The sequence below is a fragment of the Klebsiella sp. RCJ4 genome (genome assembly GCF_009025755.1).
Taxonomy (GTDB): Bacteria; Pseudomonadota; Gammaproteobacteria; order Enterobacterales; family Enterobacteriaceae; genus Klebsiella; species Klebsiella michiganensis.
Map to the genome: position 1 here is coordinate 68451 of NZ_WCIN01000004.1, position 20924 is coordinate 89374.

General features: G+C 57.0%; 21 protein-coding genes and 1 other annotated feature. Of the genes, 13 read left to right on the plus strand and 8 right to left on the minus strand.

Annotated elements, in window-relative coordinates:
* The first annotated feature begins 147 nt into the window (after positions 1-147).
* From nifL to F8562_RS01385, 4 genes are all read left to right on the plus strand, one after another.
* Positions 148-1635 carry a nitrogen fixation negative regulator NifL gene (nifL, locus tag F8562_RS01370; protein ID WP_151891881.1) on the plus strand — a complete coding sequence of 496 codons (1488 nt, stop codon included), beginning with the start codon at positions 148-150 and terminating at the stop codon, positions 1633-1635.
* A complete protein-coding gene (gene nifA, locus F8562_RS01375) occupies positions 1632-3206 on the plus strand; it encodes a nif-specific transcriptional activator NifA (protein ID WP_014838928.1) in 1575 nt (524 codons plus the stop codon). Before nifL ends, nifA begins: the two co-directional genes overlap by 4 nt.
* A gap of 164 nt (positions 3207-3370) precedes the next feature.
* Positions 3371-4777, plus strand: a complete 1407-nt coding sequence (gene nifB, locus F8562_RS01380; protein WP_014838929.1) for a nitrogenase cofactor biosynthesis protein NifB — start codon at positions 3371-3373, stop codon at positions 4775-4777.
* Positions 4777-5280: a nitrogen fixation protein NifQ gene (locus F8562_RS01385; protein ID WP_014230039.1), complete on the plus strand. Its 504-nt coding sequence runs from the start codon at positions 4777-4779 to the stop codon at positions 5278-5280. Before nifB ends, F8562_RS01385 begins: the two co-directional genes overlap by 1 nt.
* A gap of 89 nt (positions 5281-5369) precedes the next feature.
* On the opposite strand, the gene F8562_RS01390 is transcribed toward F8562_RS01385, so the two are convergent.
* From F8562_RS01390 to F8562_RS01405, 4 genes are all read right to left on the minus strand, one after another.
* The gene (locus F8562_RS01390) at positions 5370-6728 is read right to left on the minus strand and encodes an APC family permease (RefSeq protein ID WP_014838930.1); all 1359 of its coding nucleotides are present in this window, start codon (positions 6726-6728) and stop codon (positions 5370-5372) included.
* Positions 6718-6780, minus strand: a complete 63-nt coding sequence (gene yoeI / locus F8562_RS29735; RefSeq protein WP_096335043.1) for a membrane protein YoeI — start codon at positions 6778-6780, stop codon at positions 6718-6720. Before yoeI ends, F8562_RS01390 begins: the two co-directional genes overlap by 11 nt.
* Before the next feature lie 235 nt (positions 6781-7015).
* Positions 7016-7906 carry a LysR family transcriptional regulator gene (locus F8562_RS01400; protein WP_094909412.1) on the minus strand — a complete coding sequence of 297 codons (891 nt, stop codon included), beginning with the start codon at positions 7904-7906 and terminating at the stop codon, positions 7016-7018.
* A gap of 38 nt (positions 7907-7944) precedes the next feature.
* Entirely contained in the window at positions 7945-8769 is an 825-nt protein-coding gene (locus F8562_RS01405) for an SDR family oxidoreductase (protein WP_004852412.1), read from the minus strand.
* 175 nt (positions 8770-8944) lie between these two features.
* On the opposite strand from F8562_RS01405, the gene hisL reads away from it, so the two are divergent.
* The 9 genes from hisL to hisIE all read left to right on the plus strand — a co-directional run bounded on the left by hisL (position 8945) and on the right by hisIE (position 16184).
* Positions 8945-8995, plus strand: coding sequence for a his operon leader peptide (gene hisL, locus F8562_RS01410; RefSeq protein ID WP_009654477.1), 51 nt, complete (start codon positions 8945-8947; stop codon positions 8993-8995).
* Positions 8971-9093, plus strand: a sequence feature (His leader region). It overlaps the preceding gene by 25 nt.
* A 47-nt stretch (positions 9094-9140) precedes the next feature.
* The gene (gene hisG / locus F8562_RS01415; protein ID WP_014838931.1) at positions 9141-10040 is read left to right on the plus strand and encodes an ATP phosphoribosyltransferase; all 900 of its coding nucleotides are present in this window, start codon (positions 9141-9143) and stop codon (positions 10038-10040) included.
* A 39-nt stretch (positions 10041-10079) separates the two neighbouring features.
* Positions 10080-11384, plus strand: a complete 1305-nt coding sequence (hisD, locus tag F8562_RS01420; RefSeq protein ID WP_014838932.1) for a histidinol dehydrogenase — start codon at positions 10080-10082, stop codon at positions 11382-11384.
* On the plus strand, positions 11381-12442 hold the full coding sequence (gene hisC / locus F8562_RS01425; protein ID WP_014838933.1) for a histidinol-phosphate transaminase: 1062 nt from the start codon (positions 11381-11383) through the stop codon (positions 12440-12442). The genes hisD and hisC overlap by 4 nt, the downstream gene beginning before the upstream one ends.
* Positions 12439-13506 carry a bifunctional histidinol-phosphatase/imidazoleglycerol-phosphate dehydratase HisB gene (gene hisB, locus F8562_RS01430; RefSeq protein WP_014838934.1) on the plus strand — a complete coding sequence of 356 codons (1068 nt, stop codon included), beginning with the start codon at positions 12439-12441 and terminating at the stop codon, positions 13504-13506. The genes hisC and hisB overlap by 4 nt, the downstream gene beginning before the upstream one ends.
* Positions 13506-14096, plus strand: coding sequence for an imidazole glycerol phosphate synthase subunit HisH (gene hisH, locus F8562_RS01435; RefSeq protein ID WP_014230046.1), 591 nt, complete (start codon positions 13506-13508; stop codon positions 14094-14096). The genes hisB and hisH overlap by 1 nt, the downstream gene beginning before the upstream one ends.
* Complete coding sequence (gene hisA / locus F8562_RS01440; RefSeq protein ID WP_014230047.1) at positions 14096-14833, plus strand: 1-(5-phosphoribosyl)-5-[(5-phosphoribosylamino)methylideneamino]imidazole-4-carboxamide isomerase; 738 nt, start codon at positions 14096-14098, stop codon at positions 14831-14833. Before hisH ends, hisA begins: the two co-directional genes overlap by 1 nt.
* On the plus strand, positions 14815-15591 hold the full coding sequence (gene hisF, locus F8562_RS01445; protein WP_014230048.1) for an imidazole glycerol phosphate synthase subunit HisF: 777 nt from the start codon (positions 14815-14817) through the stop codon (positions 15589-15591). The genes hisA and hisF overlap by 19 nt, the downstream gene beginning before the upstream one ends.
* Positions 15585-16184 carry a bifunctional phosphoribosyl-AMP cyclohydrolase/phosphoribosyl-ATP diphosphatase HisIE gene (gene hisIE, locus F8562_RS01450; RefSeq protein WP_004122447.1) on the plus strand — a complete coding sequence of 200 codons (600 nt, stop codon included), beginning with the start codon at positions 15585-15587 and terminating at the stop codon, positions 16182-16184. The genes hisF and hisIE overlap by 7 nt, the downstream gene beginning before the upstream one ends.
* Before the next feature lie 83 nt (positions 16185-16267).
* On the opposite strand, the gene F8562_RS01455 is transcribed toward hisIE, so the two are convergent.
* The 4 genes from F8562_RS01455 to glf form a co-directional block, all read right to left on the minus strand.
* Complete coding sequence (locus F8562_RS01455; RefSeq protein WP_014838935.1) at positions 16268-17587, minus strand: glycosyltransferase; 1320 nt, start codon at positions 17585-17587, stop codon at positions 16268-16270.
* Between the two features lie 131 nt (positions 17588-17718).
* On the minus strand, positions 17719-18864 hold the full coding sequence (locus tag F8562_RS01460) for a glycosyltransferase family 4 protein (RefSeq protein WP_192938529.1): 1146 nt from the start codon (positions 18862-18864) through the stop codon (positions 17719-17721).
* Positions 18865-19758, minus strand: a complete 894-nt coding sequence (locus F8562_RS01465; RefSeq protein ID WP_014838937.1) for a glycosyltransferase — start codon at positions 19756-19758, stop codon at positions 18865-18867. It lies immediately after the preceding gene.
* Positions 19755-20909: a UDP-galactopyranose mutase gene (gene glf, locus F8562_RS01470; RefSeq protein WP_004852435.1), complete on the minus strand. Its 1155-nt coding sequence runs from the start codon at positions 20907-20909 to the stop codon at positions 19755-19757. Before glf ends, F8562_RS01465 begins: the two co-directional genes overlap by 4 nt.
* Between the last annotated feature and the right edge of the window lie 15 nt (positions 20910-20924).

Here is a 20924-nt window from a genome sequence, read left to right on the forward strand (position 1 = left end):
CTGGTTTTTCCCCTACCGGATCAATGTTTCTGCTTATCACGCCGATAAGGGCGCACGCTTTGCATGGTTATCGAAATTCGACAAACGCCGCGGCGTTCTCGTCACGGTGTCGGACAAATTGTCATAACTGCGACACAGGAGTTTGCGATGACCCTGAATATGATGCTCGATAACGCCGTACCCGAGGCGATTGCCGGTGCGCTGACTCAACAACATCCGGGGCTATTTTTTACGATGGTCGAACAGGCATCGGTAGCCATTTCCCTCACCGACGCCCGGGCGAATATTATCTACGCCAACCCGGCGTTTTGCCGCCAGAGCGGATATTCGCTGGCGCAATTGCTCAATCAAAACCCGCGCCTGCTGGCCAGCAGCCAGACGCCGCGAGAAATCTACCAGCAGATGTGGCAAACCCTGCTTCAGCGCCAGCCGTGGCGCGGCCAGCTAATTAATCAGCGCCGCGACGGCGGCCTGTATCTGGTGGATATCGACATCACGCCGGTGCTGAATCCCCAGGGCGAGCTGGAGCATTATCTGGCGATGCAGCGGGACATCAGCGTCAGCTATACCCTGGAACAGCGGCTGCGCAATCATATGACGCTGATGGAGGCGGTGCTCAACAACATCCCCGCCGCCGTGGTCGTGGTGGATGAGCAGGATCGGGTGGTGATGGATAATCTCGCCTACAAAACGTACTGCGCGGACTGCGGTGGAAAAGAGCTGCTGGTCGAGCTCCAGATTTCACCGCACAAAATGGGGCCCGGCGCGGAGCAAATCCTGCCGGTGGTGGTTCGTGGCGCGGTGCGCTGGCTGTCGGTGACCTGCTGGGGGCTGCCCGGCGTAAGCGAAGAGGCCAGCCGCTATTTTGTCGACAGCGCCCCGGCGCGCACGCTGGTGGTGATCGCCGACTGTACCCAGCAGCGCCAGCAGCAGGAGCAGGGCCGTCTCGACCGTCTGAAGCAGCAGATGACCGCCGGAAAGCTGCTGGCCGCCATTCGCGAGTCGCTGGACGCGGCGCTGATTCAGCTTAATTGCCCGATCAATATGCTGGCGGCGGCCCGTCGGCTGAACGGCGAAGGCAGCGGCAACGTGGCGCTGGACGCGGCGTGGCGCGAAGGCGAAGAGGCCATGGCGCGACTGCAGCGCTGCCGCCCTTCTCTCGAGCTGGAAAGCAGCGCCGTCTGGCCGCTTCAGCCCTTCTTTGACGACCTGTACGCCCTCTACCGCACCCGCTTTGACGACCGCGCGCGGCTGCGGGTTGACATGGCATCGCCGCATCTGGTCGGCTTCGGCCAGCGTACCCAGATGCTGGCCTGCTTAAGTTTATGGCTCGATCGGACGCTGGCCCTCGCCGCTGAACTGCCCTCCGTACCGCTGGAGATCGAGCTTTATGCCGAAGAGGACGAGGGCTGGCTCTCGCTGTATCTCAACGACAATGTACCGCTGCTGCAGGTGCGCTACGCCCACTCCCCCGATGCCTTAAACTCTCCCGGCAAAGGGATGGAGCTGCGGCTGATCCAAACGCTGGTCGCCTACCACCGCGGCGCGATTGAACTGGCTTCGCGCCCGCAGGGAGGCACCAGCCTGGTTCTGCGATTCCCGCTCTTTGATACCCTGACCGGAGGTGAGCAATGATCCATAAATCCGATTCGGACACCACCGTCAGGCGCTTCGATCTCTCCCAGCAGTTTACCGCCATGCAGCGGATAAGCGTGGTGCTGAGCCGCGCTACCGAAGCGAGCAAAACCCTGCAGGAGGTGCTGAGCGTTTTACATAACGATGCGTTTATGCAGCACGGGATGATTTGCCTGTACGACAGCCAGCAGGAGATCCTGAGCATCGAAGCGCTACAGCAAACGGAAAACCAGACGCTGCCCGGCAGTACGCAAATTCGCTACCGGCCGGGGGAAGGACTGGTCGGTACCGTGCTGGCGCAGGGCCAGTCGCTGGTGCTGCCGCGCGTCGCCGATGACCAGCGCTTTCTCGATCGTCTGAGCCTGTACGACTACGATCTGCCGTTTATCGCCGTTCCGCTGATGGGCCCTCATTCCCGACCCATCGGCGTACTGGCGGCGCAGCCGATGGCGCGTCAGGAAGAGCGGCTACCCGCCTGCACGCGCTTTCTCGAAACCGTCGCCAATCTGGTGGCCCAGACGATTCGCCTGATGATTCTGCCGACCTCCGCCGCGCAGCCGGCGCAGCAGAGCCCCCGAGTTGAGCGCACGCACGCCTGTACCCCTTCGCGCGGTTTCGGCCTGGAGAATATGGTCGGCAAAAGCCCGGCGATGCGGCAGATTATGGACATTATCCGTCAGGTTTCCCGCTGGGATACCACGGTACTGGTGCGCGGCGAGAGCGGCACCGGGAAAGAGCTGATCGCCAACGCCATTCATCATAATTCCCCGCGCGCCGCCGCCGCATTCGTCAAATTTAACTGCGCGGCGCTGCCGGACAATCTGCTGGAGAGCGAGCTGTTCGGCCATGAGAAAGGCGCGTTCACCGGCGCGGTGCGCCAGCGGAAAGGCCGCTTTGAGCTGGCGGACGGCGGCACCCTATTCCTGGATGAAATCGGTGAAAGCAGCGCCTCGTTTCAGGCCAAGCTGCTGCGAATTCTGCAAGAAGGAGAGATGGAGCGCGTCGGCGGCGATGAAACCCTGCGCGTCAACGTACGCATCATCGCGGCGACCAACCGCCATCTGGAAGAGGAGGTGCGGCTGGGGCATTTCCGCGAAGACCTTTACTACCGCCTGAACGTAATGCCTATCGCGCTGCCGCCGCTGCGCGAGCGCCAGGAGGATATCGCTGAACTGGCGCATTTTCTGGTACGTAAAATCGCCCACGGCCAGGGGCGAACGCTGCGCATCAGCGATGGGGCAATTCGCCTGCTGATGGAGTACAGCTGGCCGGGAAACGTCCGCGAACTGGAAAACTGTCTCGAACGTTCGGCGGTGATGTCGGAAAGCGGCCTGATCGACCGGGACGTGATTCTGTTCAACCATCGCGATAACCCGCCGAAAGCGCTGCCCAACGGCGGCCAGACTGAAGACGGCTGGCTCGACAACAGCCTCGACGAGCGCCAGCGGCTGATCGCCGCCCTGGAGAAAGCGGGCTGGGTGCAGGCCAAAGCGGCGCGGCTGCTCGGGATGACGCCGCGTCAGGTGGCGTATCGCATTCAGATCATGGATATCACCATGCCGCGACTGTGAAGCGTTATGTGAGATTCAGGACATTGTCGCCAGCGCGGCGGAATTACGACAATTTTACCTGGCCGGCAGTCAGTTAAAGCGTTTATTTTTCATAGCGTTGCAAAAGCCCTCTCTGGTATAGCATTTGCAGCAGGAAGGTATCGCCCAACCACGAAGGTATGACCATGACTTCCTGCTCCTCTTTTTCTGGCGGCCCAGCCTGCCGCCCGGCGGATGACAGCGCCCTGACGCCGCTTGTGGCCGATAAAGCTGCCGCGCACCCCTGCTACTCTCGTAATGGGCATCACCGTTTTGCGCGGATGCATCTGCCCGTCGCGCCCGCCTGCAATTTGCAGTGCAATTACTGTAATCGCAAATTCGATTGCAGCAATGAGTCCCGCCCCGGCGTATCGTCAACGCTGCTCACGCCTGAGCAGGCGGTCGTCAAAGTGCGTCAGGTCGCACAGGCGATCCCGCAGCTTTCGGTGGTCGGCATCGCCGGCCCCGGCGATCCGCTCGCCAATATTGCCCGCACCTTCCGTACCCTGGAGCTGATCCACGAACAGCTGCCGGACCTGAAGTTATGCCTGTCGACCAACGGGCTGATGCTGCCCGACGCGGTGGACCGCCTGCTGGACGTCGGGGTTGACCACGTTACGGTCACCATTAATACCCTCGACGCGGAGATTGCCGCGCAAATCTACGCCTGGCTATGGCTGGACGGCGAGCGCTACAGCGGACGCGAAGCGGGAGAGATTCTGATTGCCCGTCAGCTGGAGGGCGTGCGCAGGCTGACCGCCCAGGGCGTGCTGGTGAAAATAAATTCGGTGCTGATCCCCGGCATCAACGATAGCGGCATGGCCGACGTGAGCCGCGCGCTGCGGGCCAGCGGCGCGTTTATCCATAATATTATGCCGCTGATCGCCAGGCCGGAGCACGGCACGGTGTTTGGCCTCAACGGCCAGCCGGAGCCGGACGCAGAGACGCTCGCCGCCACCCGCAGCCGGTGCGGAGAAGTGATGCCGCAGATGACCCACTGCCACCAGTGCCGCGCCGACGCCATCGGGATGCTTGGCGAAGACCGCAGCCAGCAGTTTACCCAGCTTCCGGCCCCGGAGAGCCTCCCGGCCTGGCTGCCGATCCTCCACCAGCGCGCGCAGCTGCACGCCAGCATTGCCACCCGCGGCGAATCTGAAGCCGATGACGCCTGCCTGGTCGCCGTGGCGTCAAGCCGCGGGGACGTGATTGATTGCCACTTTGGCCACACCGACCGGTTCTCTATCTACAGCCTCTCGGCCGCCGGCATGGTGCTGGTCAACGAACGGTTTACGCCTAAATATTGTCAGGGGCGCGAAGAGTGCGAGCCGCAGGATAACGCGGCCCGGTTCGCGGCGATCCTCGAACTGCTGGCGGACGTTAAAGCCGTATTCTGCGTGCGTATCGGCCATACGCCGTGGCAAATGCTGGAACAGGAAGGCATTGAACCGTGCGTTGACGGCGCATGGCGGCCGGTCTCCGAAGTGCTGCCCGCGTGGTGGCAGCAGCGCCGGGGGAGCTGGCCTGCCGCGCTGCCGCATAAGGGGGTCGCCTGATGCCGCCGCTCGACTGGCTGCGGCGCTTATGGCTGCTGTACCACGCGGGGAAAGGCAGCTTTCCGCTGCGCATGGGGCTTAGCCCGCGCGACTGGCAGGCGCTGCGGCGACGCCTGGGCGAGGCGGAGACGCCGCTGGACGGCGAGGCGCTAACCCGCCGCCGCCTGATGAGCGAACTCAACGCTACCCGCGAGGAGGAGCGCCAGCAGCTGGGCGCGTGGCTGGCGGGCTGGATGCAGCAGGAGGCCGGGCCGATGGCGCAGATTATCGCCGAGGTTTCGCTGGCGTTTAACCATCTCTGGCAGGATCTGGGCCTTGCGTCGCGCGCTGAACTGCGCCTGCTGATGATCGACTGCTTTCCGCAGCTGGTGGCGATGAACGAACACAATATGCGCTGGAAAAAGTTCTTTTACCGTCAGCGCTGTTTGCTCCAGCAGGGGGAAGTTATCTGCCGGTCGCCAAGCTGCGACGAGTGCCGGGAGCGCAGCGCCTGTTTTGAGTAGCGGTTACCCGGGCTCCTGCCCGGCCTGCGGAACGCCAGAAACAAAAAAGCCGGAGGTCTCCCTCCGGCTTTTCACATCACCAAACGCGATCAGGCAACGTCTTCGTACTGCGGTACCGGGTTGCGGAAGCTTTTGGTCACGCAGGCCAGGTAGACCAGACCAATACCGCCCCAGATCAGGCCGAGAATCATGGAGCTCTCTTCCAGATTGATCCACAGTGCGCCAACGGTCAGCGCGCCGCACACCGGCAGAACCAGATAGTTGAAGTGGTCTTTCAGCGTTTTGTTGCGCTTTTCACGGATCCAGAACTGGGAGATCACCGACAGGTTAACGAAGGTGAACGCCACCAGCGCACCGAAGTTAATCAGCGCCGTCGCCGTGACGAGGTCGAATTTAATCGCCAGCAGCGCAATTGCGCCAACCAGCAGTACGTTCCACGCCGGAGTCCGCCATTTCGGATGCACGTAGCCGAAGAAGCGCGTCGGGAACACGCCGTCGCGGCCCATCACGTACATCAGACGGGAAACGCCCGCGTGCGCGGCCATGCCGGACGCCAGTACGGTGACGCTGGAGAAAATCAGCACGCCCCACTGGAAGGTTTTGCCCGCCACGTACAGCATGATTTCAGGCTGCGATGCGTCCGGATCCTTAAAGCGCGAGATATCCGGGAAGTACAGCTGCAGGAAGTAGGAAGCGCCGATAAAGATCAGGCCGCCAATCAGCGCGGTCAGGAAGATAGCCTTCGGGATCACGCGCTCTGCGTCTTTGGTCTCTTCAGACAGCGAAGAGATACCGTCGAAGCCGAGGAACGAGAAGCACAGAATGGTCGCGCCGGTAATCATCGGCACCACGTGCGCGCCTTCAGACCAGAACGGACGGGTGCTGGTCAGCGTGCCCGCGCCTTCGCCGTGCATAACGCCGTAGATAATCAGGCCAACAATCACCGCCACGATGCCCATCTGCAGGATAACGATCAGGGTGTTGAAGTTCGCCACGGTCTTGATGCTGCGCAGGTTGGAGATGGTCATAAAGGCCACCAGCGCGACAACGAAGATCCACGATGGAATAGAAGGCACCAGCGCTTCAAAGTAAATTTTCGCCAGCAGAATGTTGATCATCGGCATGAACAGGTAGTCCAGCAGCGATGACCAGCCAACCATAAAGCCAACGGCCGGGCTAATGGATTTCTGCGCGTAGGTATAAGCGGAACCCGCCGACGGGAAACGGCGAACCAGTTTACCGTAGCTCAGCGCCGTGAAAAGAATGGCGATCAGCGCGAAGGCGTAAGCCGTCGCAACGTGACCATCAGTCAATCCAGAGACGATACCAAACGTATCGAACAGCGTCATCGGCTGCATATAGGCCAGGCCCATCATGACAACCGGAATCAACGTAAGCGTTTTACGTAATTCCACGCGAGAGGTTTTTGGAGTAGCGTTATGCGACATAGTTATCCCCTTTTACGGTGAACGCCAGCGCGTAAGCAAAAAATTGCCCCATTTCTTTGTATTCCTCAGCGACAACCACTGTCGGTTTTTAGTAAATATCTATCCGGTACGAAGCCCGGCCTCTTGGTATTGAATGATGTGTCTTTCAACCAAAAAAATAACCGACACTTTAAAAAAGCGTCGGCCAGTTTCTGATTTTCAGGACGCGTATTTTGCAACAACTACTGGCACGATGACAAGATGTTACAAGGCTTAATAATTACGGCGATTCTCTAACAGATTAATATTCATACGATTTTAGTATTATAGACCTGATGGATAGCACTATTTGCTAATATCTCCTTTCGCCACCACTCGCCCGCCTGCCCGCAAATATCTTCATTCCAGCCTATCCACGCGCGATTGACCGGTTCAGGCACCGTCGTTTTTAATATTTGTAGCTCGCCGCGGGCGATGAAAGGCTGTACCTGAAATAGCGGCAAATAGCCCCATCCCAGTCCGGCGCACAGCAGCGTCAGCCGGGCGGAAAGATCGAATACCGCCAGGCTATTCTGAGCGTCAATCTGCGGCCACGCGCCGTCGGCCACAATCGCCCGATGACGGCGCAACGTCCGCCAGCCCAGCGGGCCGGCAATCTGCGCAAGCGGATGCCGGGGCGCAACAACAAACGCCTGCGCCACCTCTCCCAGCAGAACAGAGCCGCAGCCGCTGAGCGCCGGCGGGTCGCCCAGCACGCCGAGCAGAAGATCCGCCCGCCCTTCCATCAGCATCTGCCAGTTTGCGCCCGGGGTATCGCGGCGGAATTCAAGGCGGGTGGCGTGATGCTGGTGATAAAACGCCGCGATCGCGGGAGCCAGCAGCGGGAACGGAAAGGTGGCGTCGACGTTGAGTATCAGCGCATTTTCCCAGCCCTGCTGCAGCCTGACGGCCTGCTTTTCCAGTTCTCGGGCGGTGTGCAGCACGTCGCGCCCCTTTTCCAGCAGCATCTGCCCGGTACGGGTAAAGCGCGCCCGGTGGCCGCTGCGGTCAAGCAGTTGAATATTGAGATCGCTTTCCAGCTTATGAATGGTGTAGCTCAGCGCCGACGGCGTTTTATAGAGCTTCGCCGAGGCGGCGGCAAAACTGCCCTCTTTGTCGAGGGCATCAAGAATGACGAGCACATCCAGCAGTGGTTTCATCGCTACCCCCTTACGGTACGCGATTCACCGCTGGCGCATTACTCCATCGGCATGACCAGCGGGTCGGGGTACTGGTACTCAAACCCCAGTTCGTTGCAAATACGGCTGCCATCTACGATCTTACCGCTACCGTTCTCCGGGTTATCAGAGAATACGGGGACGGGAAGCCCAAGCTCGCGGGCCATCTGCGGATAAAAGACGCCGCGCGCGGGATGCTTAGGCGCACATATATTATAGATGCGCCCGCCTTTCGGAGCCTGCAGTAACAGTTCGATCGCGGCAATCACATCCTGAAGATGCACCAGATTGACGCCGTGCTGGCCGTCCGGCGCGGATTTTCCGGCAAAAAAGCGCCCCGGGTGACGGGACGGCCCCACCAGCCCGGCGAGGCGCAGAATGTCCACCGAGGTGCCGGGAAGGTTATGCAGCCAGTCCTCCAGCTCTTTCAGCACCCGCCCGCTGGCGGTTTGCGGGTTGCGGGGCGAGTTCTCTTTCAGCGTGCCGCTGGCGTTGCCGTAAACCGACGTCGAGCTGGTGAATATGATGCGCGGCACGTGATGCGCCAGCGCGGTATCGACGATCTCCTGTACCGCCTGAAGATAAAAGTCCTCTCCCGGTCCGGTTCGCCGCGCCGGTAAGGTAATGACCAACGCGTCAACGTTCATTAAGGCATCCAGATCTTCGGTGTCGCAGACCAGCTGCGGCTCCAGACGCAGCGGATAACCGTCGATGCCGCACATCCGCGCCGCCTCGACGCCATCCTGCGTGGTCTTACTGCCGGTCACCTGCCATCCCCGCGACATCAACGACAGCGCAAGCGGCATACCCAGCCATCCTAAACCTACAATTGCGACCTTTTTCATCCCCTTGCTCCTGAATTTTCGCTGTGCTGACTTAAGGCTACGCCAGCCGGCGGCAGCTGACAATTTCTAAGGTCAATATGAAATCAATTAATGATAGAAAAAAGCCCTTGCTTTATGCGAGTGAAGTGGTTTAGGTTAAAAGGCATCAAATGCATAGTCATTCACAGAGAATTTTATGAACAGCGTTCAATTTAAAAACCACCATCATCACCATCATCCTGACTAGTCTTTCAGGCGATGTGTGCTGGAAGACGTTTGGATCTTCCAGTGGTGCATGAACGCAAAGAGAGCCCCCGGAAGATTCACTTCCGGGGGCTTTTTTTTGGACCGAATTCGGACAGATTCAGACAGGGTTACAGAGGAAAATAAGAATGTTAGACAACAGCCGTTTACGCATAGCTATTCAGAAATCAGGGCGTTTAAGCGAAGATTCACGCGAATTACTCAGCCGCTGCGGCATCAAAGTGAATCTGCACACCCAGCGCCTGATCGCGCTGGCGGAAAATATGCCCATCGATATTCTGCGCGTGCGTGATGACGATATTCCGGGCCTTATCATGGACGGCGTGGTCGATTTGGGGATTATCGGCGAAAACGTGCTGGAGGAAGAGCTGCTGAGCCGCCGCGCTCAGGGCGAAGACCCGCGCTACTTCACCCTGCGCCGTCTCGACTTCGGCGGCTGCCGCCTGTCGCTGGCGACCCCGGCGGATGAATCCTGGGACGGCCCGGCGGCGCTGGACGGCAAACGCATCGCCACCTCCTACCCGCACCTGCTGAAGCGCTACCTTGACCAGAAAGGCATCTCGTTCAAATCCTGCCTGCTGAACGGCTCGGTTGAAGTGGCCCCGCGCGCCGGTCTGGCCGACGCGATTTGCGACCTGGTATCAACCGGCGCGACTCTCGAAGCAAACGGCCTGCGCGAAGTGGAAGTGATGTTCCGCTCCAAAGCCTGCCTGATCCAGCGCGACGGCGAGATGGCCGATAGCAAACAGCAGCTGATCGACCGCCTGCTGACCCGTATTCAGGGAGTGATTCAGGCCCGCGAATCAAAATACATCATGATGCACGCGCCGACCGAGCGCCTGGAAGAAGTGGTCGCCCTGCTGCCCGGCGCCGAGCGCCCGACCATTCTGCCGCTGGCGGGTGACAAGCAGCGCGTGGCGATGCACATGGTGAGCAGCGAAACCCTGTTCTGGGAAACCATGGAAAAACTGAAAGCGCTGGGCGCCAGCTCCATTCTGGTCCTGCCGATTGAGAAGATGATGGAGTAAACCGGCGGGTCGGTCACGGGATAAACAGGGGAAACAACCATGAGCTTCAACACAATTATCGACTGGAACGGCTGTAGCGCAGAACAACAGCAACAGCTCTTAACGCGCCCGGCCATTTCCGCCTCCGAGAGCATCAGCAAGACGGTGTCGGAGATCCTGAATAACGTTAAAGACAACGGCGATGCGGCCCTGCGCGAATACGGCGCGAAGTTCGATAAAACCGACGTCAAGGCGCTGAAGGTCAGCGATGAAGAGATTGCCGCCGCCGGCGCGCGCCTGAGCGACGAGCTCAAGCAGGCGATGGCCGTGGCGGTCAAAAATATCGAAACCTTCCACAACGCGCAGCGGCTGCAGGCCGTCGATGTGGAAACCCTGCCGGGCGTACGCTGCCAGCAGGTGACCCGCCCTATCGCCTCCGTCGGCTTATATATTCCCGGCGGCTCGGCGCCGCTGTTCTCCACGGTGCTGATGCTCGCCACGCCGGCGCGCATCGCGGGCTGCCAGCAGGTGGTGCTGTGTTCGCCGCCGCCGATTGCCGATGAAATCCTCTATGCCGCCCAGCTGTGCGGCGTGCGCAATATCTTTAACGTCGGCGGCGCGCAGGCGATTGCCGCCCTGGCGTTCGGCACCGAATCGGTAGCGAAGGTCGATAAAATCTTTGGCCCGGGCAACGCCTTCGTGACCGAAGCCAAGCGCCAGGTCAGCCAGCGTCTTGACGGCGCGGCTATCGATATGCCCGCCGGGCCGTCGGAAGTGCTGGTGATCGCCGACAGCGGTGCCACCCCGGATTTCGTCGCCTCTGACCTGCTTTCCCAGGCGGAGCACGGCCCGGATTCGCAGGTGATCCTGCTGACGCCGGATAGCGAGATGGCCACCCGCGTCGCGCAAGCCGTTGAGCGCCAGCTGGCCACGCTGTCCCGTGCGGAAACGGCCCGCGGGGCGCTCTCCGCCAGCCGCATCATCGTGGCGCGCGATATCGCCCAGTGCGTGGAGATTTCCAACCAGTACGGTCCCGAGCACCTGATTATTCAGACCCGCAACGCCCGCGAACTGGTCGACGGCATTACCAGCGCCGGTTCGGTATTTCTCGGCGACTGGTCGCCGGAATCCGCCGGCGATTACGCCTCCGGCACCAACCACGTGCTGCCGACCTACGGCTACACCGCCACCTGCTCCAGCCTCGGCCTGGCGGATTTTCAGAAACGCATGACCGTGCAGGAGCTGTCGCGCGACGGGTTTGCCGCCCTCGCCTCAACGATTGAGATTCTGGCCGCCGCCGAGCGTCTGGACGCCCACAAAAACGCCGTTACGCTGCGCGTCGCAGCCCTTAAGGAGCAAGCATGAGCATCGAAGATTTAGCCCGCGCCAACGTCCGCGCGCTGACGCCGTATCAATCTGCTCGCCGTCTGGGCGGTAAGGGCGACGTCTGGCTGAACGCCAACGAATTTCCGACCGCGGTCGCGTTTCAGTTGACCGAGCAGACCATGAACCGCTACCCGGAACCGCAGCCGAAAGCGGTCATTGAACGCTACGCGCAGTATGCGGACGTCAAGCCGGAGCAGGTGCTGGTCAGCCGCGGCGCCGATGAAGGCATTGAACTGCTGATCCGCGCCTTCTGCGAGCCGGGTCAGGACGCGGTGCTCTACTGTCCGCCGACCTACGGCATGTACAGCGTCAGCGCCGAAACCATCGGCGTGACCTGCCGTACGGTGCCCACCCTCGCCGACTGGCAGCTGGATCTGCCGGGTATCGCGGCCAATCTTGACGGCGTGAAAGTGGTGTTCGTCTGCAGCCCGAATAACCCGACCGGGCAGATTATCAACCCGAAAGATTTTCGCACCCTGCTGGAGATGGCGCGCGGTAAAGCCATCGTGGTCGCGGATGAGGCCTATATTGAGTTCTGCCCGCAGGCCACGCTGGCGACCTGGCTCAACGAGTATCCGCACCTGGTGATTCTGCGTACCCTCTCCAAGGCCTTCGCCCTGGCCGGACTGCGCTGCGGCTTTACCCTCGCCAACGCCGAGGTGATTAACGTGTTGATGAAGGTTATCGCACCTTATCCGCTCTCGACGCCGGTCGCCGACATCGCCGCCCAGGCGCTCAGCGCGGAAGGCATTGCCGCCATGCGGGCGCGCGTGGCGCAGATCCTCGCCGAACGCGATTATCTGGTCAGCCAGCTGCGCAGCATTGCCTGCGTTGAAGAGGTGTTCGATTCCGAGAGCAACTACGTTCTGGCGCGGATCACCGCCTCCAGCGCGGTATTTAAATCTTTGTGGGATCAGGGCATTATCTTACGTGACCAGAATAAACAACCTTCATTAAGCGGCTGTTTGCGTATCACTATCGGTACCCGTGCAGAGAGCCAGCGCGTCATTGACGCTTTGACTGCGGAGAATGTATGACCCAGAAGTTTCTCTTTATTGACCGTGACGGTACGCTGATTTCCGAGCCACCGGTTGATTTTCAGGTAGACCGCTTCGATAAGCTGGCGTTTGAGCCGCAGGTGATCCCGGCCCTGCTGAAGCTGCAGCAGGAAGGGTACAAGCTGGTGATGATCACCAATCAGGACGGGCTGGGAACCGCCAGCCTGCCGCAGGACGAGTTCGACGGCCCGCACAACCTGATGATGCAGATCTTCTCCTCACAGGGCGTCAACTTTGACGAGGTGCTGATTTGCCCGCATCTCCCGGCGGATAACTGCGACTGCCGCAAGCCGAAAACCAAACTGGTGCTACCGTGGCTGGAGCAAGGGGTGATGGACACCGCCAACAGCTACGTGATTGGCGACCGCGCGACCGATATCCAGCTGGCGGATAACATGGGCATTACCGGCCTGCGCTATGACCGCGAAAAGCTGGACTGGCCAACCATTTGTGAACAGCTAACCCGCCGCGACCGCTACGCCCACGTTGAGCGCATCACCAAAGAGACCCAGGTGGATGTGAAAGTGTGGCTGGACCGCGAAGGCGGCAGCAAAATCTCCACCGGCGTCGGCTTCTTCGATCATATGCTTGACCAAATCGCCACCCACGGCGGCTTCCGCCTGGAGATTAACGTCGGCGGCGATCTTTATATCGACGATCACCACACCGTGGAAGATACTGGGCTTGCGCTGGGCGAAGCGCTGAAGCTGGCCCTCGGCGACAAGCGCGGTATCGGCCGTTTCGGCTTTGTGCTGCCGATGGACGAATGCCTGGCCCGCTGCGCGCTGGATATCTCCGGCCGTCCGCACCTCGAATACAAAGCCGACTTTACCTATCAGCGCGTTGGCGATCTGAGCACCGAGATGGTGGAACACTTCTTCCGCTCGCTCTCGTATACCATGGCGGTCACTCTGCACCTGAAAACCAAGGGCAAAAACGACCACCACCGCGTTGAGAGCCTGTTTAAGGCCTTCGGCCGCACGCTACGCCAGGCGATTCGCGTCCAGGGCGACACGCTGCCGTCTTCGAAAGGGGTACTCTGATGAACGTGGTGATCCTCGATACCGGCTGCGCCAACCTCAATTCGGTGAAATCCGCGGTGAGCCGCCACGGCTACGAGCCGCAGGTCAGCCGCGACCCGGATGTGGTGCTGCGCGCCGATAAACTGTTTCTGCCGGGGGTGGGCACGGCTCAGGCGGCGATGGACCAGCTGCGCGAGCGCGATTTGATCGAGCTGATTAAAGCCTGTACCCAGCCGGTGCTGGGCATTTGCCTCGGCATGCAGCTGCTGGGAAAACGCAGCGAGGAGAATAACGGCGTTGACCTGCTGGGCATTATCGACCAGGACGTGCCGAAAATGACCGACCACGGCCTGCCGCTGCCGCATATGGGCTGGAACCGGGTATACGCCAAAGCGGGCGATCGTCTGTTTCGCGGCATTGAAGACGGGGCGTATTTTTACTTCGTCCACAGCTACGCGATGCCGGTCAACGTCAATACCATCGCCCAGTGCAGCTACGGCGAGGCCTTCACCGCGGCGGTGCAGAAAGATAACTTCTTTGGCGTCCAGTTCCACCCTGAACGCTCCGGCAGCGCCGGGGCGCAGCTGCTGAAAAACTTCCTGGAGATGTGATGATCATTCCTGCTTTAGATTTAATTGACGGCACGGTCGTCCGTCTCCATCAGGGCGATTACGGTCAGCAGCGCGACTACGGTAACGACCCGCTGCCGCGCCTGCAATCCTATGCCGCCCAGGGGGCCGAAGTGCTGCACCTGGTCGACCTGACCGGGGCGAAAGATCCGGCGAAGCGCCAGATCCCGCTGCTGAAAACCCTGGTTGCCGGCGTGAACGTGCCGGTGCAGGTTGGCGGCGGCGTGCGGACGGAAGAAGACGTGGCCGCCCTGCTTGATGCAGGCGTGGCGCGCGTGGTGGTGGGATCTACGGCGGTGAAGTCGCCGGAAGTGGTGAAAGGCTGGTTTACGCGTTTTGGCCCGCAGCATCTGGTGCTGGCGCTTGACGTGCGGATCGACGCGGAAGGCAACAAGCAGGTGGCGGTCAGCGGCTGGCAGGAGAACTCCGGCGTAACCCTGGAGGAGCTGGTGGAGAGCTATCAGTCCGTCGGCCTGCAGCACGTGCTGTGCACCGATATTTCCCGCGACGGGACGCTGGCCGGGTCTAACGTCTCGCTGTATGAAGAAGTCTGCGCCCGCTATCCGCAGGTCGCGTTTCAGTCTTCCGGCGGCATTGGCGATCTGCATGATATCGCCGCGCTGCGCGGAACCGGAGTGCGCGGGGTGATTGTCGGCCGGGCGCTGCTGGAAGGTAAATTTAACGTAACGGAGGCCATTCAATGCTGGCAAAACGGATAATCCCCTGTCTCGACGTTCGCGACGGCCAGGTAGTGAAAGGCGTGCAGTTCCGTAATCACGAAATCATCGGTGATATCGTCCCGCTGGCAAAACGCTATGCCGACGAAGGCGCGGATGAGCTGGTGTTCTACGATATCACCGCCTCCAGCGACGGCCGCGTGGTGGACAAAAGCTGGGTGTCGCGGGTCGCGGAAGTGATCGACATTCCGTTCTGCGTCGCCGGCGGCATTAAGTCGCTGGACGATGCGGCGCAAATTCTCTCCTTCGGCGCGGATAAAATCTCCATCAACTCCCCTGCCCTGGCGGATCCGACGCTGATTACCCGCCTGGCCGACCGTTTCGGCGTGCAGTGTATTGTGGTGGGCATCGATACCTGGTTTGACGCCGCGAGCGGTAAGTATCACGTCAACCAGTATACCGGCGATGAGAGCCGGACGCGGGTGACGCAGTGGGAAACCCTGGACTGGGTGCAGGAAGTGCAAAAGCGCGGGGCCGGCGAGATCGTCCTCAATATGATGAACCAGGACGGCGTGCGTAACGGCTACGATCTGGCGCAGTTAAGCAAGGTCCGCGCCGTGTGCCACGTGCCGCTGATTGCTTCCGGCGGCGCGGGCACCATGGAGCACTTCCTGGAAGCCTTCCGCGACGCCAACGTCGACGGCGCGCTGGCCGCCTCGGTGTTCCACAAGCAAATTATTAATATTGGTGAACTGAAAACGTACCTGGCAGCACAGGGCGTGGAGATTAGGGTATGTTAAGTGAACAGCTGGATTGGCAAAAAACCGACGGTCTGATGCCGGTCATCGTGCAGCACGCCGTTTCTGGTGAAGTGCTGATGCTGGGCTATATGAATCAGGATGCGCTGGCGAAAACCGAAGAGACCGGCAAGGTGACCTTTTATTCGCGGACCAAACAGCGTCTGTGGACCAAGGGGGAAACGTCGGGCAATTTCCTCAACGTGGTGAGCATCACCCCGGATTGCGATAACGATACCCTGCTGGCGCTGGTTAATCCGATTGGCCCAACCTGCCATAAAGGCACCTCAAGCTGCTTTGGCGAAACCGGCCATCAGTGGCTGTTCTTATATCAGCTGGAGCAGCTGCTGGCGGAACGCAAACACGCCGATCCGGAAAGCTCCTATACCGCGAAGCTGTACGCCAGCGGCACCAAACGTATTGCGCAGAAGGTGGGGGAAGAAGGCGTGGAGACCGCGCTGGCCGCGACGGTGCATGACCAGTTCGAACTGAAGAATGAAGCGTCGGATTTGATGTATCACCTGCTGGTGCTGCTGCAGGATCAGGGGCTGAATTTGACGGATGTGGTGGAAAACCTGCGGAGCAGGCATAAGTAAGTCATCAAAGGGAGGCGGCATGACGCCTCCCTTGCAATATCAACATCGCCAGCGCGCTGGTTGATATCACCTGTTTATCATCGTCATGACTTTTTTCGTGCGGTTATTTCTTTAACTAGCCTCAATGGTTTCGTCATTTTCCATGACAAAGATGAAACCAAATCTGTATAGCGCTGAGTTAGCTCATGGTACGCATTTTCGATGCTGAGCAATTTCTGTTGTTGAGTTTGATACTCGTCCTCTAAACGCGCATTCCGCTGTTCAAGCTCGTGGATAATGGTGGTTTTATCGCTAACCTGCGCCTTCAGAACATCAATTTCACTTCGCTGAGATACCGTCGACTGTTTAAGAGAAGTCATTTCTTCCTGCAGCGTTGAGTTCATCATTTGTGCATGTTCAAGCTCGCGTAACGCTCTGTCTTTCAGCGAAAAAATATACTCTTCCGCTGTCTGATTAACGATCCGGCCGTACGCAGCTTTGATAAAGTCATCATAAAAGTCATCACGATCGATTTCTAAAGATAAGATGAACGACTTTACTTGCTTAAACAACGGGTTAAACGTACTGCCAGAAATCGTATTGAGATGCCACTCAAGAAAAACAACGGCGTAATTATTAAAATCACGACTTCTGGACGCCAGTAAATCACGATCTTGCATAAACAAACGTAGCGAAGTTAATGCCTCCAGCGCACAGTGCCACGAATCTTCTCTGGTGGAGGAAAGCGACTCAGCGCGGTGGATAGTATGAGAGATTAAGATCTCATCAACCAGAGAGATGCGATTTGCTAACAGCATGAAACAACTCACAAAGTACAGGTCGTTTGTGGTTCTCAGCGGTTGAAACTCCAGGCCCATTGCCAGGATAGCCTCGCGTCTGAAGAGCTTATCCCATGGCCACCATATAAAGGCTCTGAAAAAATCGTCAGCAATTTCCCGTGAAGAGAAGACCTCTTTTTCAGGCAGTAAATCCTCACGCGCCGACAAAGGCATGGGAGAACGGGTATTGGTTTGCAAATCGACTGACTGGCACCGGCAGATAACAACATCCGTTTGCAGGGCCGTAGCCCGGTCGGACATTCTCTTTAACATCTCTTTATCGGCGTAATCGTCATCGTCGAGGAAAATGATGTATTCGCCGGTCGCTACTCGTAAGCCGATATTTCGCGATTCGCCGCCACCGACGTTGCTCGGATTGGTGATAACCCGGACTCGCGAATCTTCACTGGCTATTTTAGTGACAATATCCAGAGTATTATCCGTTGAGCTATCGTTAACAAGGATAATCTCAATCTCTTTTAAAGACTGGGCTAACACCGTAGTAAGCGTCTCAGCAATATACTCCGCGGCGTTATGGACAGGGATAATAACGGATACAATAACGTTACTTGATTCATCAGACATTCAATCACCTTCAAAATAAGAGGCACGCAATCATTAAACTCATCATGCGTTTGCTGAGCAGTTACATAGCGTAAAATGCAACCGCTTCGGAGGTGTTTGATTTACATGAAGCTGTAATCTCTTGCGTTATATCATCCCTGAACCACATCATGATAAGTCTTTAAGGTCTTGCTAATGATCATACCGCTAGAAAACTTATCCTGAACGCGTTGCCGTCCTTTGATACCCATCTCTACTCGTGCTTTGGGATTGGCTAACAAGAATTCAAGCTTATCGGCCAGCTCCTGCGGAGAGTTACTTTTCACGATAATGCCGTTATCGTTATTAACGATCAGGCTATCGCAGCCGCCAACATCGTAGGCAATGCAGGCCCGGCCAACCGAGGTAGCCTCAAGCAGAATACGCGGCACGCCTTCGGAATAGATCGAAGGTAATGCCACAATGTTCGACTCCTCGATCAAGTCGCAGACGTTAGAGCTGTGCCCCAACCAGTTAATCAGACCTTCTTTATGCCATTGCTGGATCACCGCAAGGGATATGGCATCCTTATCGTTTTCAACGAGTATCCCGGCAACGTTTAGCGTAAAATGAATATTTCTTGCTTCGAGGATTTTCTTGGCTTCAATTAAATCCCCGAGCCCTTTACTCCAGAGCATTCTGCTGGCAAACAGCACAACCGGAACGTCACGCTCCTGCTCCAGAGAATATTTATAGATCTCCGGATTGATACCCGCGCCATCGATGACAATAGTCTGCTGATAGTCAATCCCGACAAAACCCGCCAGTTTTTTACGATCTTTATCGTGCTCAAACATAAATATACTGCGCTTATTACTGGCAATACATTTGTAGGCCATGATGGTGATATTGCGCAATAGCTTAAGCAAACCCGTATCACCTGAAAATACACGACCCAGACCGACAAAACTCACGATGACTGGACGGTTGTTTGTCCTGGACAGGAGCCCACCGATCAGACAGGGTTTAATAGTGATACAGTGTAAAAGGTCGGGATTAATTTCTTTAATGAGCTTTCGGGAGGCAAAAAAGGCCCGAAAGAAAGTTAATGCATTAAATGATTGAGCATCAAGTGGGACATTATGACACTTAAAACCGAATGTTTTAAATTTATTCAGCACTTTACCGTCGACAAAATGACTGATGATGTGAATCTCATAACCAGCATCTCGGGCGGCGATCGCACGATCAATCCAGTGCAAATCAAAATACCAATCCGAGTTTATGAAATAACACAGTTTTTTCATTGCTATATCCACTTAATGATTCTTACCGCTGATTCCTTTTACACCATGGATAATTCCACGACGCAAGTATTTAAAATATAACAATTTATTGCGTTGCCATGGCAATATTGATACATATTTAATCAACCGTAAAAGGATTGAGAGACGGCTAAAAATGGCAACTCGCGGAAAAATTCTCTTCGCCAAAATAAGATTTCGACAAAGATAATAAACCTTCCATTCGGGAACAATACATTTCCCCTGGATACTCACATCGTGGGTAAAGATGACCTCGGGAGAATAGCGAATAGCTTCGCCATCTAATGTCAGCTGATAGCCAAAATAGAGATCGTCAAAATATAAAAATAACTCGTCGTGAATACTGTGGAGATGCTTTTGCAGCACATCTCGCTGAATAATCATACCGACAAAGGAAACCGTCTGTACCGCACACGCCCGGCAAACCGACGGAAGAAACTCCGCAGGATTTCTGATGTAGCGTAATGTGTCCATAAACGATGACGGAACTTTGGCAAAAGGCATGTTCATCGGACAGGGTTGCCCCTGAAGATCCTTGACCAAAGCGGTGAACACCCGACAGTTAGCCTTTTCTAGCTGGGCAAATTTTTCCAACGCATCGCTCTCGGGCCAGGCGTCATCATCGTAAAAGAAAACCCAGTCGCTATCGACGTTGTCGCATAAATATTGACTCCCGGCCTTAAAGCCACCCGCGCCACCGCTGTTGGATGGCAGATTAAGAACAATCACTCGCGGGTCGCTAAGGGTGGCTAACCAGGCCTGGGTTCCATCCGTGGACCCGTTATTGACAACAACAATCGCTGTAAAATTTAATTTCACCGTGTTGGCAATAGTCAGCTTTAACTTCTCTAAACGATTATACGTGACTATTAATGCGGAGCAATTCATCGCACAGAAACCGTAAATACTGGCATAGACTCATTACTGCTAAGGGAGGACAAGTACTTATCAGCTGTATTTAATGCTTCAGCGATAGTAACATCCATATCCAGATATCGATAGGTTCCAAGGCGGCCAACAAACGTCATATTCTTTTCATTTTCCGCGAGGGACAAATATTTATCGAGTAAAGCCATCTCCCCCATCTGACGAATCGGATAATAAGGGATATCCTTTTCGCCACATTCGCGGCTGTATTCCTTGTAACAGACCGATCCCTCATGGGATTCCCAGGGCGAAAAGTACTTATGTTCAGTGATACGGGTATAAGGAACATCCAGCGAGCAGTAATTCATTACCGCGCAGCCCTGATAATCGCCCTGCCAGGTGAATTTTTCAAAATCCAGAGTACGATAGCCCAGGCGACCATATTGATAGGAATAAAAAGCATCCAGCGGCCCGCTATAGAACACGTGATCGTACTGTTCTCTCTCTTCAGCGTTAAACGATTGCTGAAGTTCGATGGTAATATTTTCATGATTGGCGATTGACTCAATCATTTTCGTATAACCCAGTTTCGGCATGCCCTGAAATCTGTGGTTAAAGTAATTATCATCGTAGTTAAAACGAACCGGCAGACGCTTAAGAATCGACGCGGGAAGCTGCGAAGGCTCCATCCCCCACTGCTTGATGGTATAGCCCTTGAAGAACGCCTCATAGAGCTCTTTGCCGATAAAACGCAGAGCCTGTTCTTCAAAGGTCTTCGGTTCCAGGATCGAACTGTCCCCTTTTTCGGCAATAAGCGCCCGGGCCTCATCTGGCGAACAGGTCTTCGCAAAAAACTGGTTGATGGTATGCAGGTTGATCGGCAGAGAGAACACCTGGCCATTCACGGTTGCTTTGACACGGTTCACATACGGCATCATCTCAGCGTGCTGAGTCACATAGTTCCACACTGTTTCATTATCGGTGTGAAAGATATGCGGGCCATAAACGTGAACCATAACGTCGGTTTGCGGATCGCGCGCATCATAGGAGTTACCGCCTATGTGGTCACGCTGGTCAATAATTCTGATGTGATGACCTTGTTCAGCGAGCTGGCGTGCGATAACCACACCGGAAAAACCCGCTCCGACGATGAGAATATTTTTACTGTTCATAATATAACTCCAGCA